The organism is Edaphobacter sp., from assembly GCF_028283685.1.
Classification (GTDB): domain Bacteria; phylum Acidobacteriota; class Terriglobia; order Terriglobales; family Acidobacteriaceae; genus Edaphobacter.
In genome coordinates, this window is the sequence record NZ_JAPWKF010000007.1 from 587,609 (window position 1) to 602,628 (window position 15,020).

A 15,020-nucleotide genomic window follows, 5' to 3' on the forward strand; every position below is an offset into this window, starting at 1 on the left:
CTCGCGCAAATCAAGGCTTGGGCTGACTTCTGATGAAGAACCGGCAGAACTCGGCGAGTTCATATCCAATCGCTTTGCCCCCAAGGGAGAGACCATAACCAGACAGGGTCGTCTCTCGGCCGCGGCTTCGTACGGGATAGTAGAGCTGTGTCAGGGCCGAAGCGCCGCCGTATCCCACTAATGTGGATACATTCAACGTCGATCGTCCGCCATCCGTCCTTGTGATCAGCACCCGTGTAGCAGCGTATGAGATTCGCTTCATCAGGGAGTGTCCGGGACCAAGAACGTAGTACCGCGGATCTTCGTGCAGCACAGGTGCGAGGATGCCATCCGAGAAGATCAATTGGCTGGCTTGCCGGGCGCCTGCAGCTCCGACGCGTTGCGCAAATCCTTCCTTGTCCTTGCCGAATAGCGGATCCGCATTGAATCCCTGAGAGAGTCCGCCAGCTAAAACCGTGCCAATGGGATAGGCGTAGGAAAAGATCTCCCTTGTGGCGTAGATCACCTTGTCCTTCCCCTTCAATCCAGAAGCCTGGTATTCCGGTTCGATAACGGGAGCATAGTGCCGCGTGAGGTGGAGACGGATCGGGGTTGCCTGCTCAGGATTCCCTTCCTCTTCTCGAGAGGACACTGGTACCGGAGCATCCGGTAAAACCATCGCGGCAGTTTGCTCGCTAGAAGAAGACACACCCGATGGGAGAGTAGCACTGATCCCTTGAGCTGAAGCTGCGAGACCGAGGGCAAATGTTGGTAACGCGGCAAGAACGATCAAAAGAACTTTGATCTGGGATGTGGACATTTTTCTCCTGAGGGATTGATGTTTGTGGTTCGGCATGGCAACAGTCCATCGCCCAACTCGTTGCATTGCCCCGGAATGGTGACATTCGCGCAAAGAATGTTGGTTCGCGCAACAGTACTGGTTGTTAGACCCTTCCGACCGGTTTGACTTGAACACGAATGCCTGATTTTTTTGAATCCGCTATAAATACGATCTGAATTTATATGCTTAACGCATATAAAAGATGCCGCTGAGGATCGTTACGATTCACAATGCGTGAGCAGGTTAGGAAGCTCCTAGGTCATCCTTGGCTGATCGTCGCGACTGTTTCCCTTGCCACCTTCATACAGGGCTGGATATGGTTCTGGCCGTCTTTCCTTCTGAGCAAAAACAAGCCAGGAAGAGAAGCTTCAGCGGAGAGCAATCCATTAAAACGGTGGATGAACCGGCGACCAGCTAGAATGTGACCTGCATTCGAATTCAAAGAGCATCCAAATGTCACCTTCAGCCAAGATCCTATCTCCTCGCAAGCGGCTCACCCGGGAAGAGAGCAAGGCCCTGACGCGCCGTCGGCTCATCGACGTTGGACGGAAGCATATTCTTCGTGATGGGCTCGGCAATGCTGTGGCCGAACGCATCGCGGAGGAGGCGGGATATTCTCGCGGTGCGTTTTATGGAAACTTCGAGGACAAAGAAGACCTCTTCCTCGCCATCCTGTTGCAGGATCAAGAGCAACAATACAGCCTCTTTCGGGCGATCTTCGACAGAAATTCCAATCCAAAGGTCTTAGTGAAGGAGATGCGCGACGCCTTTGCAACACGTGTCACGAACGGGGAATGGGTATTTTTGCAAGCGGAGTTTGAAGCCGGAGCCCTACGCAGCGAAAAGATGAAGGCTCTTTACGCTGAGATGCACCGCCATATGCTTCGAGAGGGTTTGGAGATCGCTCGACGCCTGGCAAAGGCTCCCAAAGTGCGGATGCTTCTGAAACCCGCGGACCTGATGATCACCATGATCTCCCTTTCCCAGGGATTGGCGGTCAATCAGAGGCTTCTGGGCAATGATCTATCCGAATCGAACACACGGAAACTGATTCGCGAGATCTTCGATCAGTTTATCTCGGTCGATGACTAGCACGTACTCGCGTAAGGTATGCCATTGGTTGGTATTGAAGGGCCTGGCTTTTCTATATCAAGGTCAGAGTTAGCCTTCGGCCGGTTGAAGGGCCTGGATTTTCGATACCAGTTAGAGAGTTAGTTCTCGGCCCGTTTTTATTTCAACCGGGTCGCGCTTAAGCGCGAACTGACTGGCGAACTCTGCAGGTGACCTGTAGCCACGGCCCTGTGAGGAGAACTCACAATTAATTTCGCTTGCGACGCTTATCGATTCCAACGTCAACATCCCCTTGAGCAATACGAAACTACATCTGGAAATTGTGTTACCTAATGCTTATTACAGATGTAGTCGATTCTGCATCAGATTCAGGCTTTCTGGATCTAATATCAGGAGTGGTGAGAGGTAGCATGAGAACCGGTAAAGGAAAAACGGGACGACCAATCGGGTTCGATCGAGACGTTGCCCTTGAGGCAGCAATGCTGCTTTTCTGGAAGCGCGGCTTTGAAGGAACTTCCATGGCCGATTTGACGCAGGCGATGAATCTCAGCCCCTCAAGCATCTATGCCGCCTTTGGCGATAAACAGTCGTTGTTTTCCCATGTGGTCAAGCGATACATCGAGACTCGTGCGCAGTATGCCGCCGAGGCTTTGGCAGAACCTACGTTCTCGAAAGTGGTCCGGGCACTCTTCGACAACACCGTCACTTTCTTGACAGGAACCGGCCATCCCCCGACCTGCATGACGCTTGCTGGAGCGGTCGGGTGTAGCACCGAGGGGGCGGAGGCTAGGGATCTTATGACCGAGATCCGTAACCAGAACGATGCGGCGATGAAAGAGCGTTTTTTGGCAGCCAGAAGAGCAGGTGAAATGCCTAAAAACATCAATGTTGACGACTTCACGCGTTTCATCTCGGCCACCCTGGCAGGTCTCTCGATCCAAGCTGCGAATGGAGCGACGAAGACAGAACTCAAGAGAACCTCGCAGACCGCGCTGAAGATGCTCGGCTTCTAAGCAAGCAGAGGGCTGTTGAGTCTGCGGTTATCTCCCTCACCCGTTCATCTGTTTGTCCTTGGCCTGACACTCTCGGTAGCCCTAACCTCACGAATCAACTTTCCCGTCGTCAGGCCAGGGCCGACCAAGTTTGCGCGCATGGCAAGATCATCTGCAAGGGTCAGTTCTTCTCGGAATGCCCTTCTGCTTTTCGCTTGATCCCTTCCACCCAGTCCTGGTGATAGCGAAACAGAGCCCCTGGATGTTTCTTGCCGATCAGTTCAAGAAAGAAGTCCCCCTGCTGCGTCTCTTCGGAGAGGACGTGACAGCCATTCTCGGTCGGGGTGATCACCCAGCCATGGTAGGCAGTCGAACCGGAGTCGTCTCCGTCGACTGTGGTGACCCACGCAAGTCTGCGGCCAGGTACAAACTCTGTAACGATCGGAGTCATCGGAAAACCGACCGTCACGCGATGAAATCTCGTGCCGAGCGCCAGTTCCGATTCGCCGCTCAAGATTTCCACTTGGTCCTCGGGTGGAAAGTGTTCTGCCCAATTCTTAGCGTCGACAAGCATCTTCCAAACCAACTCGGCTGGAGCATTCACGTTGATGTCGTTCAGCGCATAAATGGGTGAAATCTTCGGATCGTATTGTTCAGGCCAAATCACATGGTCGTACATGACTTACTCTCCCTTCCTGAAGAGGTCTTGAAAGATGAGTGGGGCCCAGCTATTTCCATGGGCCTGAACCAGACGGCCTCCTTCTTCCAGCTTCCCGAGGAAAACGCCGGCGTAGCCGAGTTGTTCTACAATCGACGCCACCTTACGGGCCGCACCTTCCGAGTTGCTTGACAAGAACAGAACACGCCGATCGCCATCGATCTCAGGATCTTGAGCGAGCGTTGCGGCCGGCAGATGATTGAAGGCTTTCACCAGGTCTGCCCCTGCCAACGCCTCGGCAATCGCGGTCGAGGACGCACGATTTCCCAGCTTCTCCGGAGGAACACCGTAGGCGTTGGTAGCGTCAATCACGAGCTTCCCCTCCCAGGTCGGAATTGACTTTGCGATCTCAGGGTAGGTCGCGAAAGGAATTGCGAGCAGGATGACTTCGGCTTCAAGAGCATCATTTAGAGATTTGGGGATGACCGTTGGACCGATAGCGTTTGCGATCGGGGCCAGCGCCTCCACGGATTTGCGGCTTGCAATCGACACTTCCAGCCCTTTGCGGGCAAAAGCCTTGGCTAGTGCCTTTCCGACTGCACCCGCTCCGAGGATCGAATAACTCATTGCAATTCTCCATACTGCGGTTGGTGTTGCTGTTGATAGGGTCTGGCTCGCGCTTCGGCTGGCAACGGCACCAGGTCCCTCACTAGTAGAGGACGAGCCAGAATTGGAACCAAACTAAAGGAGACATAATTTAAAAGGGACCGTTGCTGTTCCTCCACGCCGGAGGTGGAGGAATTTGTTGAGGGAATCCCCAACGCTCGGCAATCTTGGCATCTTCCACTCTGTACAGGTCGATGTATGCACACGGCTCTTCGTTGACGGTTCCGGCGGCAACGATGAAGACGAAGTCGCCTTGACCTAGAACCAACTTGATCTCGTCAATCGTCCTATTCCGCACAAGTCTTTCTAGGTCGTTCATGAAGGCTCCAACACCATCTCGGACGCCAGGTTCGTGTCGGATGCATGCGTCGCCGTGGAAGTATTTCGGTATGTCATCGTGGCGGCCCGAGACATGTACCGTTTCGTAGTAGTCCTTTACAAATGTCTTGTTCTTCTCGGTATTCTCGAAGCCACTAGCCACAACCGGTCCGTCAGTCTGCGTATGGCCGCTCATGTTCGGAGCCGCTCCCGGAGCGGAGAAGGACCAATGTTCTACGATCAACCCATCCTCGAATCTAAAAACATCGAAGAAGACACTCTGACCCTTGATCGCTCCCTCAGAATGAGCAACGACGTATGCGCCGTCTTGAAATGCGCGGACACTTTGAATGCGATGATCGCCTGATGCTGCCTGACGCACATACTCGCGGAAGCCCTCGACGCCGTCTGCGAGGGCTGGAGCATGTTCCACGAACCGTGCTTCATTCATGTATTTGGTCGCGAGATCTGGATCGGAGGAAGTGACGCCCTCGAAGACCGAAAAAACTTTTTCAATTGCGCTCATCGCCATTTCGTTCTCCTTGATGCATCAACCAAGAATGTGCAGGAAGTTTGGCTGGCCATTCGAGGCCTGCAAACCGCCGTCAACCGGAAGAATCGCTCCGTTCACGAATCGGGCCTCGTCACTAGCCAGGAACGCAATTACTGCTGCGACGTCTTCCGGAGCCGCGGCTCTGCCGATCGGCATTCGAACCCTGAAGGCCTCCTGAATTGCTTCATTAGCCTCAAGTGCGCCTGTTGCTTCGGTGGAAGTGAGGCTCGGGGCAACCGCATTGACACGAACGCCACGAGAGCCATATTCCAGCGCCAGAGCGCGGGTGAAGTTCGTTACGGCACCCTTGGCGGCGTTGTATGAACTCATTCCCCAGTCAGCACCCAATCCGGAGGCAGACGAAAGGTTGATGATCGTCCCACCTGTCTTCAGCAGGTGAGGCAGGGCCTCTCGACAGCCGAAGTAGACACCATCGAGGTCTGTCGCCATCACCTTACGCCAGGTTTCGGTGGTCGTTTGCTCGAAAGGGCCAAAGATGGCAAAGCCTGCATTGTTGATCAGAACATCCAGCCGTCCAAACTTCTCGATCGTGTCTCCAACCAAGGTCGCAACATAGGCTTCGTTTGAAATATCTCCGGGGTGAACAAGAGCGTTCGCGGGATTGACTCCCGCCAACGTTTCGCGCAATTTGTGTTCGCGCCGACCGTTCAAGACCACCGAAGCGCCGTCTCGCAAGAAGACTCTGGCGGTTGCAGCCCCTATCCCAGAACCGGCACCCGTGACAATCACTACCTTGCCGTCAAATCGACCCATCGTTCCCTCCTAAAAAAACTAATAAGCGATTCCGAGTGCCTCGTTGACACATATGGAATCATCACTACAGATGTGCTAGGCTCTGCATTGGATGCACATTTATTTAGTGGTCATTCCAGATGTCAGGAGTAAAGCAAAGGACGAGGCGCGCCGCGTCTAACGACTAGAAACTACGAGCGCTTCGCGCATATGGGTGCCTAAACCTAGGCGATGTTTGCCTAATCGACTGTTCGTCCAGCCGCCCATGAGGGCGTTCCAGAGAACCGAAATCAAAGCGCCGACCATAGTAAGAGAAGCAAAGGCTGGGTCTGAGTGCTGAGACTTAGGCAACGAAGTCTTCGGAATTAAGTAGAAATCTTGAATCGGATGAGTTGCCGCACACATCTGTAGTGACTGATACACATATAGCGAAAACGAGGGGATCTTGTGATGAGCGCACTCAAAGGGAAAGTAGCTGTAATTACAGGCGGAAGCAGTGGCATTGGTTTGGCAACCGCCAAGCGATTCGTGGAAGAAGGAGCCTACGTCTTCATCTCTGGACGTCGGCAAGCCGAGTTGGATAAGGCAGTTTCCGTCATCGGCAAAAATGTGACGGCCATTCGGGCGGATGTTACCAACCAGGACGACCTCAGCAGAATTGCTGTCGCTGTCAAAGCCGAGAAAGGTGTTGTGGACATCGTCGTTTCAAGCGCCGGTATCACCGAGCAGGGTTACATTGACACGATCACACCGGAACACTTCGACAAGGTGTTCAATCTGAATGCCCGCGCACCTGTCTTCCTGGTGAACAAGCTGCTGCCGCTAATGACAGGTGGCGGTTCGATCATCCTGGTGTCGTCGGCGATGCACCTTATGGGAATCGCGGGGCACACAGCATACGCAGCAACGAAAGCCTCACTGCGTTCGTATGCTCGCACATGGGCTGCAGAGTTCAAGGATCGCGGCATTCGCGTGAACACCCTAAGCCCTGGTGTGACCGACACCCCGATGCTTGACTCACAAGCCGCCGGTCTCGGTGACTACGAGACGGTCGTGGGTCACTACAAAAGCATGGTTCCGCTTGGCAGGCTTGCACAGGCTGAAGAAATCGCGAACGCAGCAGTTTTCCTAGGCTCGGACCAAAGCTCGTACGTAACTGGTTCGGACTTGATGGCGGACGGGGGCATTGGTCAAGTCTAAGCAACCATGCTGTGACGTACGCTCATGCACGCGAACGAGGGTCTGAGAAATAGCTTCTGTTTCCAGCCCCCTTCTCCGTCGGTCGATTCCCTAATCGCTTTGAAGGCTACAGGTGACGAAAGATGGAGGTGCGTGCTCTGTTCTATCGACGATAAGTAGACGGAAGCTGGTCTAATGAAAGCAGTTGCGATTCAAAGATTTGGAGGACCGGAGTCCTTTCCATGATTGAGCTTCCCGACCCGGTTCTCAATGCTGGAGAAGTGATGATCGCAGTCGAGGCAATCAGTGTCGCTTTCAAGACGCGATGATCCGGAACGGCTCACTGGCAGCGTAATCAAACGACGTTCTTGCCACATGGGCGATAATTGCGATAGCCAACTTCCGGTACCAACAGGCAGCCCATGCTGTGTGGTCGATAGAATCGAGCAATGAGCTTTACTGGCGACATCTGCGAGGTAAACCAGAGCCGTAAGCCACTCAAGCTTTCGCGAAGTGAAGTGATCGAGGGAGCCGAACTTTACGAGGGCAAACTCGTCGACAGGTTTGATACCGGTTGGCACCTTCACGACGGTTGGCAATTCGTCGCAGTGACCCACGGTGAGCGGTGCTACCAGTTCAAGTCCGGAACCATAGTTGCTAAGCCGGGACATCTGGTGCTTCTCCCCCCAAATCTCGTTCATAGAGCTAAGGGCGGCGAACATGGGAAGACCAGCTTTAAGATCGCAACTCTTCCAGCCCTACGCTTGAGGGAGCCGTTGGCTCCCATACCGGTCGAGTTGTCTGACTCGACACTGTTTGACCGTTTTCTCTCGGCCTACCAATCTCTTCAGGAAAACAAGACAAGTGCTGGCAACGCAACTCTGCTTGCACACATACAAACGATGCTTGCAGTGGCAGGGCCTACGAAGGATGAAGGGCAATCTCGTGCTCCATCCTTCGTCACCGAGATGAAAGCTTATCTTCTGCAATCACTCGATAAAGTGCCATCTCTGGCTTCTCTTTCCGTCAGAGCATGTGTCAGTCCTTACCATCTTGCGCATACATTCACGAAGTTCATCGGTCTTTCGCCGCTGGCATTTCAGGCACGGGCCCGTCTTCTGAAATCAAGAACATTGATCTCAGAAGGAAGCAGTCTGATTGATGTAGCTCTGTCTCTGGGGTTCTCCGACCAAAGCCATTTCGGACGGCACTTCAAGAGTGTTTATGCCATGACACCAAGTGAGTACCGTCAAAGCATTACCTCCCGCCCGCGCTAACCGCAAGATCGTTCTAGAACGTCCTCGCCGAACTGGTGTCCACTTGCATGGGACAACAGTGCATAGCGAGGTGGAATACGGCAAAGAGCAATCAATCAGCGGCCAGAGTGAACAAGGGTTTTGAGCCAGCACCAGATGCGAGGCGGACGCTTGCTTTGGCGAGCCTTGCCCATACACTTCATGACGGTTTCATGGATATGACTTATGTTCTGCTTCCGATCTGGCAGACAGACTTCTCGCTCGACTATGTGGCTCTCGCTCTCTTGCGAGGCTTGAACGTCGGTGTTCTGGCCGCGCTGCAACTACCTTCCTCGCGTCTCGCGAAGTTATGGAACGCGCGAACCATACTTATACTTGGCACCTTACTCAGTTCGATTGGCTATGGTTTGGCTGGGCTCTCCAGTGGACTGGGTGGCCTCTGTATCTCGCTCGCACTTGCAGGCGCAGGTGGAAGTACGCAACATCCACTCGCTTCTGCTGCTGTATCTCGCGCCTATGGAACTAGAGCTCGAGGGCCGCTCGGAACCTACAACTTTGCAGGAGATCTCGGTAAAGCATTCCTGCCACCGCTTATGTCCGTGTTGCTGACGGTGATGCATTGGCGATCGGCCCTCTGGATAGCCGCAGGATTGGGATTTCTGGTGTCCGTATCGCTTCAGTGGCTTATGCCTGCTATTCCAGCCGGAAGTTCTCAGCCCGAAGAGATTTCATCTCCAGATCACGGGCACTCAAGCGAGCGTGGCTTCTGGCTGCTCTTCATCATCGGCGTTCTGGATACGGCAACCCGCATGGGATTCCTTTTGTTCCTTCCGTTCCTACTCAAAGCAAAGGGAGCCGGTGTGACGACAGTTGGACTAGCTCTTTCTTTCGTATTCATTGGAGGGGCCTTCGGAAAAGCTCTCTGTGGCTGGCTCGGAGAACGACTTGGGTTGCTGGCCACTGTGGTGACGACTGAACTTGGTACGGCAGCAGCAATCTTCGGGGTGCTCTACCTGTCTCTTCGGCCAAGCATGATCCTGCTCCCATTCCTTGGGGTCATGCTCAATGGAACATCATCGGTGCTCTACGGTACTGTCCCAGAACTGGTGAAAAAGACGCAGATCGAGCGTTCCTTTGCGATGTTTTACACGGGCGTTCTCGGATCGAGCGCAGTTGCTCCCGTGATTTATGGGCGACTCAGTGACTTGGCGGGAATTGTCTGGGGAACCACCGCTGCTGCCGTCACCGCCTTGGCCGTCGTGCCACTTATATCGGTTCTAGCGCCACAACTCAAACAACGGGAGGTTCATGGATGAATTCCGATTCGAACACACCATTGATGCTGATTACGGGCGGTAGTCGCGGCGTAGGCGCAGCGACGGCGCGGCTTGCTGCGGAAAGGGGCTACGATGTCGCTCTGAGTTATGTGTCCAATGAATCCGCTGCTCTCGCGGTCGTTGCAGATGTGAAGGCTTTCGGACGCCGAGCATTAGCAATACGCGCGGACAGTGCGGACCCAAACCAAATCAAGCAGCTATTCATGGGGATCGATCGAGAGTTCGGTCGCATTGATGTACTCATCAACAACGCTGCAATCATTGCGCATCACTCCCGTGTCGAAGACCTTAGCTTTGAGCGGATGCAGCGCATCTTCGCGGTCAACTCCATCGGTCCAATGCTTTACGCGCAACGGCGGCGAAAAGGATGTCTCATCGTCATCAGGGCCGCGGAGGCGTCGTCATCAATATCTCTTCGGCCTCTGCTCGCCTAGGCAGTCCGAACGAATACGTTGATTATGCCGCTTCAAAGGGAGCTATTGAGACCTTCACCATCGGCTTTGCGAAAGAAGTGGCACGCGAAGGAATACGCGTGAACTGCATTCGGCCCGGCCACATCTACACGGAGATGCATGCGAGTGGAGGAGAACCTGGCAGAGTGGATCGAGTGAAGGATACGATCCCGATGGGTAGAGGAGGAAAACCGGAGGAAGTCGCAAACGCAGTCTTGTGGCTCGCAAGCGCCGAAGCCTCCTTTATCACCGGAACGTTTCTCGACGTCACGGGGGAAAGTAAGAATTGTCGGCCACCACGCGTCTCCTATGAGCCCGTCCCGTTTGTTAATGAGTCTCGTTGTAGTCATTCATCCATTCGGCTTTAGGACTCTACAAGCGCAGCGTGATGGGATGAAAAGGAGTGGTGGGTGTTACGGCGCGCGAACGGCCCGTGAGGGAGGGTGACGGAAGACGCAAAGCGACTGAAGTCAGGGAGGGTTGCCCTCCTGAGGCACCGCAATGTCGATTACGGATGCCGGACGGCTGCCTCGTAACTGGCCAACGTGCAAGACGCTCCATGCTCCTCGCGGCTGAGATTCCCTTGAAGCTTGAATGCTCGTTGGAAGGTGACGGTGAAGACGGTATCGTCCTCGAAAGCAACGGAGATCTCAGGACCGTACGGATCGTTCTCGTAGATTAGCCACCGCGCCCACAAGCTACAGGCTACCGAAAAAGGCATGGATGTCTGCAGCGAGGAGTTCGGGAACCTCAGCGGCTGCAAAGTGTCCTCCCTCGGGAAACACCGTCCAACGTGAGACGTTATAGCCGCGGTCGACCCAGCTACGGGGAGGCATCACGATCTCTTTCGGAAAGCATGCGATAGCGCACGGTGGTTGAACATAATCGGTCGAAGTGAAGTGGAGCGGACTTCGCCTACCTTCTTGGTACATTCGGAACGAGGATGCGATCGTTTGCGTCATCCAGTAGAGAGTGACGTTCGTCAGTAGCGTGTCTTTCGAAAAGCTTTTGTATACATCTCCATCACAGTCTGACCACGCGCGAAATTTCTCAAGTAGCCAAGCCGCTAGACCTACCGGCGAATCGTTGAGTGCATAGGCGAGCGTCTGAGGTCTTGTGCCCTGCAGATGGGCATAGGCGCCGTTCTCGTCGTACCATCGTGCGGCACCGCTCAGGAAGTTCTGTTCCTCCGGAGTGATTTCAGCCCCTGCGGCAATGTGCGGCCGGTAAGATCCGGGAATGTAGTTGAGATGTATGCCGATTAGATGTTCGCTGTGGCGCAATCCAAGAGCGGTACTCACGCCAGCACCAATATCTCCACCCTGTGCAGCGAAGCGATCATAGCCCAACTTGTCCATCAACTCTACCCACATCGCAGCAATCCGAAAGGCGTCCGTACCGCGGGCCTTAGGACTCTCGGAAAAGCCAAAACCGGGTAGTGAAGGAATGATCACATCGAACGAGTGTTGGTTAGAAAACCCGTGCACCTCAGGACTAGTCAGCAGCGGAACGATCTCGAGGAATTCAAGGAACGATCCAGGCCAGCCATGTGTCATGACGAGTGGGATTGGAGCAGATCCGCTGCTCTTGAAGTGAAGGAAATGCACCTTCCCCCCAGTGGTTTGCATATGATAATGCGGGAGTTTCGAAAGCCTTAATACCTGAGACTTCCAGTCGAAAGAGTCCCCCCAGTAATCACAGAGCTCTTGCAAAAAAACGCGACTGGCTCCATCGATCCAGTCGGAGTTCGATATCTCGTCAGGCCAGCGGGTTTGTCTGATACGGCGCCGTAAATCCTCCCAGTCGGCAGAAGAGAACGGCAGCTCGAACGGATCGATCATGGGAAACCTCATGGTTATCTATCGGATTCCGATGAGTGCATGGAATCATGCACTCATCGAGATCCTCTGATATCAGATGGCAGTCATGCCGCCATCGACGAACATTTCCTGCCCGTTAACGAAGCTCGAATCGTCAGAAGCAAGAAACAGCGCGACCGTAGCTACTTCCTCTGGTTGCCCCATCCTTCCCCGCGGGATCAGGGATTCGAAATACTGCTTCGCTTCCTTGGTGAGAACGGCTTCCTGCATCGGTGTGGCGATAGCACCAGGAACCAGCACGTTCACGCGAATCTTTCTATCCTTCAGTTCGTTGAGCCACGTGCGTGCGAAGGAACGCAACACCAACTTGCTCGCCGCATACACGCTGAAACCAGGAAAACCCTTCGCCGAAGCATTTGAGCCGGTCATGAAGATCGATCCGCCATCGTTGAATAGCGGCAACGCCTTCTGAACCGTAAACAGCGTGCCGCGCACATTCAGGTCGAAGGTCTTATCGAAGTGCTGCTCGGTGATCTCTCCCAATGGGACGGCTTCGCCTATGCCGGCACTCGCGAACAAAACGTCGATCCTGCCCTTCTCTCGCTTGACTGTATCGAACAGGCGGTCGAGGTCGTCGAGATTTGCCGCGTCACCGCGCACGCCGGTCACGTTGCGGCCGATCACCTTGACGGCCTCATCAAGCTGCTCCTGTCTCCGACCCGTGATGAAGACGTACGCACCCTCCTCAACAAACTGCTTGGCACTCGCCAAAGCCATGCCGCTCGATCCACCTGTGATGACTGCAACTTTTCCCTCAAGCTTTCCCATAATTGCTCCTTTTGATTGGTGTGTTAGATCGCTGAGAATCCGCCGTCGACGGCGAAATCTACCCCGTTCACGTAGCTCGCTTCATCAGAAGCGAGAAACAGTGCAGCTGCCGCGATCTCCTCGGGACGCCCCATCTTTCCTCGTGGAATCAGGGACTCGAACATCTCCCTCGTCGCCTTATCGAGTCGCTGCGAGTCCGGTGTGTCGACCTGCCCCGGGCTCAGTACATTTACCCGGATTTTCCTGTCCTTCAGTTCGTTGAGCCAGGTGCGAGCGAATGAGCGCAATGCTGCCTTGCTCGCCGCATACACGCCGAAACCTGGGAAGCCTTTCACCGATGCGACCGACCCGGTCATGATGATCGATCCGCCATCGTTGATCAGCGGCAAAGCCTTCTGAGCCGTAAACAGCGTTCCTCGCACAATGAGACCGAATTCCTTATCGAAATGCTGCTCTGTGATCTCGCCGAGTACAGCGGCTTCGCCCTTGCCTGCACTCGCGAAGAGGATGTCGATCTTGCCTTTCTCTCTCTTGACTGTCTCGAACAGACGGTCAAGGTCGTCGAGATTTGCCGCATCGCCACGCACGCCTGTTACGTTCCGGCCGATCATCTTGACGGCTTCATCGAGTTGCTCCTGCCTGCGTCCCGTGATGAAAACGTAGGCACCTTCTTCGACGAACTGCCTTGCGGTTTCGAGCGCCAGACCGCTCGATCCACCCGTGATGACGGCAACTTTTCCCTCAAGTTTTCCCATAACTGCTCCTTATGTCGGTGTGTAGCATCTGTTACAGAGGAGTAGATCTCTCAAGCCACGGACGAGAACTGCCCAAGAGTCCTAATATTTTGTCCATTCGTCCAAAAGAGGAGGCTATGTTGGATCCAATAACCGATGTCTTCAAAACGATGCATATAACCGCTTTCGGCCTGCACAGGCTCGAAGCCACAGCCCCGTGGGGCGTGAAACAGGAAAATCAAGCCGAAGAAAACGTCGCGCCTTCCGGCAAAAAGACTTCCCCAACCGATTTGGCGCACTTCGCCATGCTTTCGCGCGGCAACTGCTGGCTGAGTGTTGAAGGGATTGCGGAGCCGGTGCCTCTCACCGGTGGCGATTGCTTTTTACTGGCTAAGGGAACTTCTATTGTTTTGCGCGACAGCCCGAGAACGCGTCCGAGGTTGACCTTCCGTGAGATCGGGGCCAGGGCCAACGGCAATATTGTTCTTTATGGAGGAGGTGGCGCGCCGACGACCATCGTCTGTGGTTCCTTGAGTTTTGATCACGCCAGTCTGAAGCCGATCACTCAGTTATTGCCGAGCTTCATTTTGATGAAGGCCGATGAGGCACGCACGCTTGCTCTTCACAACACAGTGCACGCGCTTGCTTCGGAGATGGCAGCACAGGCTCCGGGATCTGAAGTCGTCGCGACTCGACTGGCCGAGGTTCTGTTTATCCAGGTACTCCGGGCGCATATCGCGTCGGAACCAGAACGCAACAAAGGATGGCTTAGTGCGGTTTTTGATCCTCAAATGGGCGCTGCTCTGAGTGCCATTCACGATAGTGTGAAGACACCCTGGACGGTGGAATCCCTGGCCGAAGCGGCGGGCATGTCTCGCTCCGCCTTCGCAGCGCGTTTCAAAGATCTGCTCGGACAAACTCCACTGGAATACGTCACGGAATGGCGGATGCAGAAGGCGATGCAGTTACTACACCAGCGCGACAAGAAACTCATCGACGTTGCTCGGTCGGTCGGTTACGAATCAGACGCTTCGTTCAGTAAAGCGTTCAAACGAGTTGTCGGGGCCAACCCTGGCGAATATCTCAAACGCGGTGCCTGACAATCAACGCCATGTCGGAATCGCGAAAGATCTTCGAAGCGGAAGGCGCGTAGTTCCGTTGAAAAAGCGTTGGCGCCGACAGTGTCAGTCGCTTCTACCAAGCCGACTACCAGGAGTGTCGTTTCTACTTAGGGCACTCAGGCGAGCAGACCTGCTTCGTCGAACGTCAGTCGCGGACCGCGAGGGTGGACTGCTTCCGGGTTTGCATAGCCCAGGCTGCAAATAAAGTTCGATTTGATCTGCGTTCCGGCAAAGAACTCACGCTCAACACCGGCGTTGTCAAAGCCTGACATCGGCCAGCAATCCAGCCCCAATGCACGAGTTGCAAGGATCAGATAAGCGCCTTGCAGGCTTCCATTCCGCATCGCCATGTTTCTGTCATACCGGGCGCTTGCAGCATCCCCTGCACCACCTGGACATGCGTAGGCCCCCACTTCATCAGATCGTTATAGCGGGAAAATTACATCGTCTGAGACAGCCGCG

At 54.4% G+C, this 15,020-nt stretch carries 17 protein-coding genes; 8 read left to right on the forward strand and 9 right to left on the reverse strand.

All coding sequences use genetic code 11. The features are described from left to right. Positions 1 to 10 precede the first annotated feature (10 nt). Complete coding sequence (locus PW789_RS13140) at positions 11 to 799, reverse strand: hypothetical protein (protein ID WP_299377096.1); 789 nt, start codon at positions 797 to 799, stop codon at positions 11 to 13. Between the two features lie 474 nt (positions 800 to 1,273). Here PW789_RS13140 and PW789_RS13145 point away from each other — a divergent pair, with 474 nt between their 5' ends. Then, positions 1,274 to 1,912 carry a TetR/AcrR family transcriptional regulator gene (locus tag PW789_RS13145; protein WP_299377098.1) on the forward strand — a complete coding sequence of 213 codons (639 nt, stop codon included), beginning with the start codon at positions 1,274 to 1,276 and terminating at the stop codon, positions 1,910 to 1,912. Between the two features lie 389 nt (positions 1,913 to 2,301). After that, entirely contained in the window at positions 2,302 to 2,904 is a 603-nt protein-coding gene (locus PW789_RS13150) for a TetR/AcrR family transcriptional regulator (RefSeq protein ID WP_299377100.1), read from the forward strand. Between the two features lie 160 nt (positions 2,905 to 3,064). On the opposite strand, the gene PW789_RS13155 is transcribed toward PW789_RS13150, so the two are convergent. The 4 genes from PW789_RS13155 to PW789_RS13170 all read right to left on the reverse strand — a co-directional run bounded on the left by PW789_RS13155 (position 3,065) and on the right by PW789_RS13170 (position 5,852). After that, positions 3,065 to 3,562, reverse strand: coding sequence for an SRPBCC domain-containing protein (locus PW789_RS13155; protein ID WP_299377102.1), 498 nt, complete (start codon positions 3,560 to 3,562; stop codon positions 3,065 to 3,067). Between the two features lie 3 nt (positions 3,563 to 3,565). Then, the gene (locus PW789_RS13160; protein WP_299377104.1) at positions 3,566 to 4,168 is read right to left on the reverse strand and encodes an NAD(P)-binding domain-containing protein; all 603 of its coding nucleotides are present in this window, start codon (positions 4,166 to 4,168) and stop codon (positions 3,566 to 3,568) included. Between the two features lie 130 nt (positions 4,169 to 4,298). Further along, positions 4,299 to 5,057, reverse strand: a complete 759-nt coding sequence (locus PW789_RS13165; RefSeq protein WP_299377106.1) for a nuclear transport factor 2 family protein — start codon at positions 5,055 to 5,057, stop codon at positions 4,299 to 4,301. An 18-nt stretch (positions 5,058 to 5,075) separates the two neighbouring features. Further along, a complete protein-coding gene (locus PW789_RS13170) occupies positions 5,076 to 5,852 on the reverse strand; it encodes an SDR family NAD(P)-dependent oxidoreductase (RefSeq protein WP_299377108.1) in 777 nt (258 codons plus the stop codon). A gap of 429 nt (positions 5,853 to 6,281) precedes the next feature. Here PW789_RS13170 and PW789_RS13175 point away from each other — a divergent pair, with 429 nt between their 5' ends. The 5 genes from PW789_RS13175 to PW789_RS20165 all read left to right on the forward strand — a co-directional run bounded on the left by PW789_RS13175 (position 6,282) and on the right by PW789_RS20165 (position 10,423). After that, positions 6,282 to 7,031: an SDR family oxidoreductase gene (locus tag PW789_RS13175; RefSeq protein ID WP_299377110.1), complete on the forward strand. Its 750-nt coding sequence runs from the start codon at positions 6,282 to 6,284 to the stop codon at positions 7,029 to 7,031. 428 nt (positions 7,032 to 7,459) lie between these two features. Beyond that, positions 7,460 to 8,287, forward strand: coding sequence for an AraC family transcriptional regulator (locus tag PW789_RS13180; protein ID WP_299377112.1), 828 nt, complete (start codon positions 7,460 to 7,462; stop codon positions 8,285 to 8,287). Positions 8,288 to 8,442: 155 nt separating this feature from the next. Beyond that, positions 8,443 to 9,582, forward strand: coding sequence for an MFS transporter (locus PW789_RS13185; protein ID WP_299377114.1), 1,140 nt, complete (start codon positions 8,443 to 8,445; stop codon positions 9,580 to 9,582). Then, positions 9,579 to 10,037, forward strand: coding sequence for an SDR family NAD(P)-dependent oxidoreductase (locus PW789_RS13190; RefSeq protein ID WP_299377116.1), 459 nt, complete (start codon positions 9,579 to 9,581; stop codon positions 10,035 to 10,037). Before PW789_RS13185 ends, PW789_RS13190 begins: the two co-directional genes overlap by 4 nt. Next, positions 9,971 to 10,423, forward strand: a complete 453-nt coding sequence (locus PW789_RS20165; protein ID WP_367182555.1) for an SDR family oxidoreductase — start codon at positions 9,971 to 9,973, stop codon at positions 10,421 to 10,423. The genes PW789_RS13190 and PW789_RS20165 overlap by 67 nt, the downstream gene beginning before the upstream one ends. A gap of 330 nt (positions 10,424 to 10,753) precedes the next feature. On the opposite strand, the gene PW789_RS13195 is transcribed toward PW789_RS20165, so the two are convergent. The 3 genes from PW789_RS13195 to PW789_RS13205 all read right to left on the reverse strand — a co-directional run bounded on the left by PW789_RS13195 (position 10,754) and on the right by PW789_RS13205 (position 13,458). Beyond that, positions 10,754 to 11,896: an epoxide hydrolase family protein gene (locus PW789_RS13195; RefSeq protein WP_299377118.1), complete on the reverse strand. Its 1,143-nt coding sequence runs from the start codon at positions 11,894 to 11,896 to the stop codon at positions 10,754 to 10,756. Positions 11,897 to 11,968: 72 nt separating this feature from the next. Then, on the reverse strand, positions 11,969 to 12,703 hold the full coding sequence (locus PW789_RS13200; RefSeq protein ID WP_299377120.1) for an SDR family oxidoreductase: 735 nt from the start codon (positions 12,701 to 12,703) through the stop codon (positions 11,969 to 11,971). 23 nt (positions 12,704 to 12,726) lie between these two features. Next, positions 12,727 to 13,458, reverse strand: coding sequence for an SDR family oxidoreductase (locus PW789_RS13205; protein ID WP_299377122.1), 732 nt, complete (start codon positions 13,456 to 13,458; stop codon positions 12,727 to 12,729). A gap of 119 nt (positions 13,459 to 13,577) precedes the next feature. Here PW789_RS13205 and PW789_RS13210 point away from each other — a divergent pair, with 119 nt between their 5' ends. After that, on the forward strand, positions 13,578 to 14,537 hold the full coding sequence (locus PW789_RS13210; protein ID WP_299377877.1) for an AraC family transcriptional regulator: 960 nt from the start codon (positions 13,578 to 13,580) through the stop codon (positions 14,535 to 14,537). Positions 14,538 to 14,674: 137 nt separating this feature from the next. Here the strand turns inward: PW789_RS13210 and PW789_RS13215 are convergent, their stop codons facing one another. Then, positions 14,675 to 14,908 (reverse strand): hypothetical protein, encoded by a 234-nt coding sequence (locus PW789_RS13215; RefSeq protein ID WP_299377124.1) that lies wholly within the window; start codon positions 14,906 to 14,908, stop codon positions 14,675 to 14,677. Positions 14,909 to 15,020 lie beyond the last annotated feature (112 nt).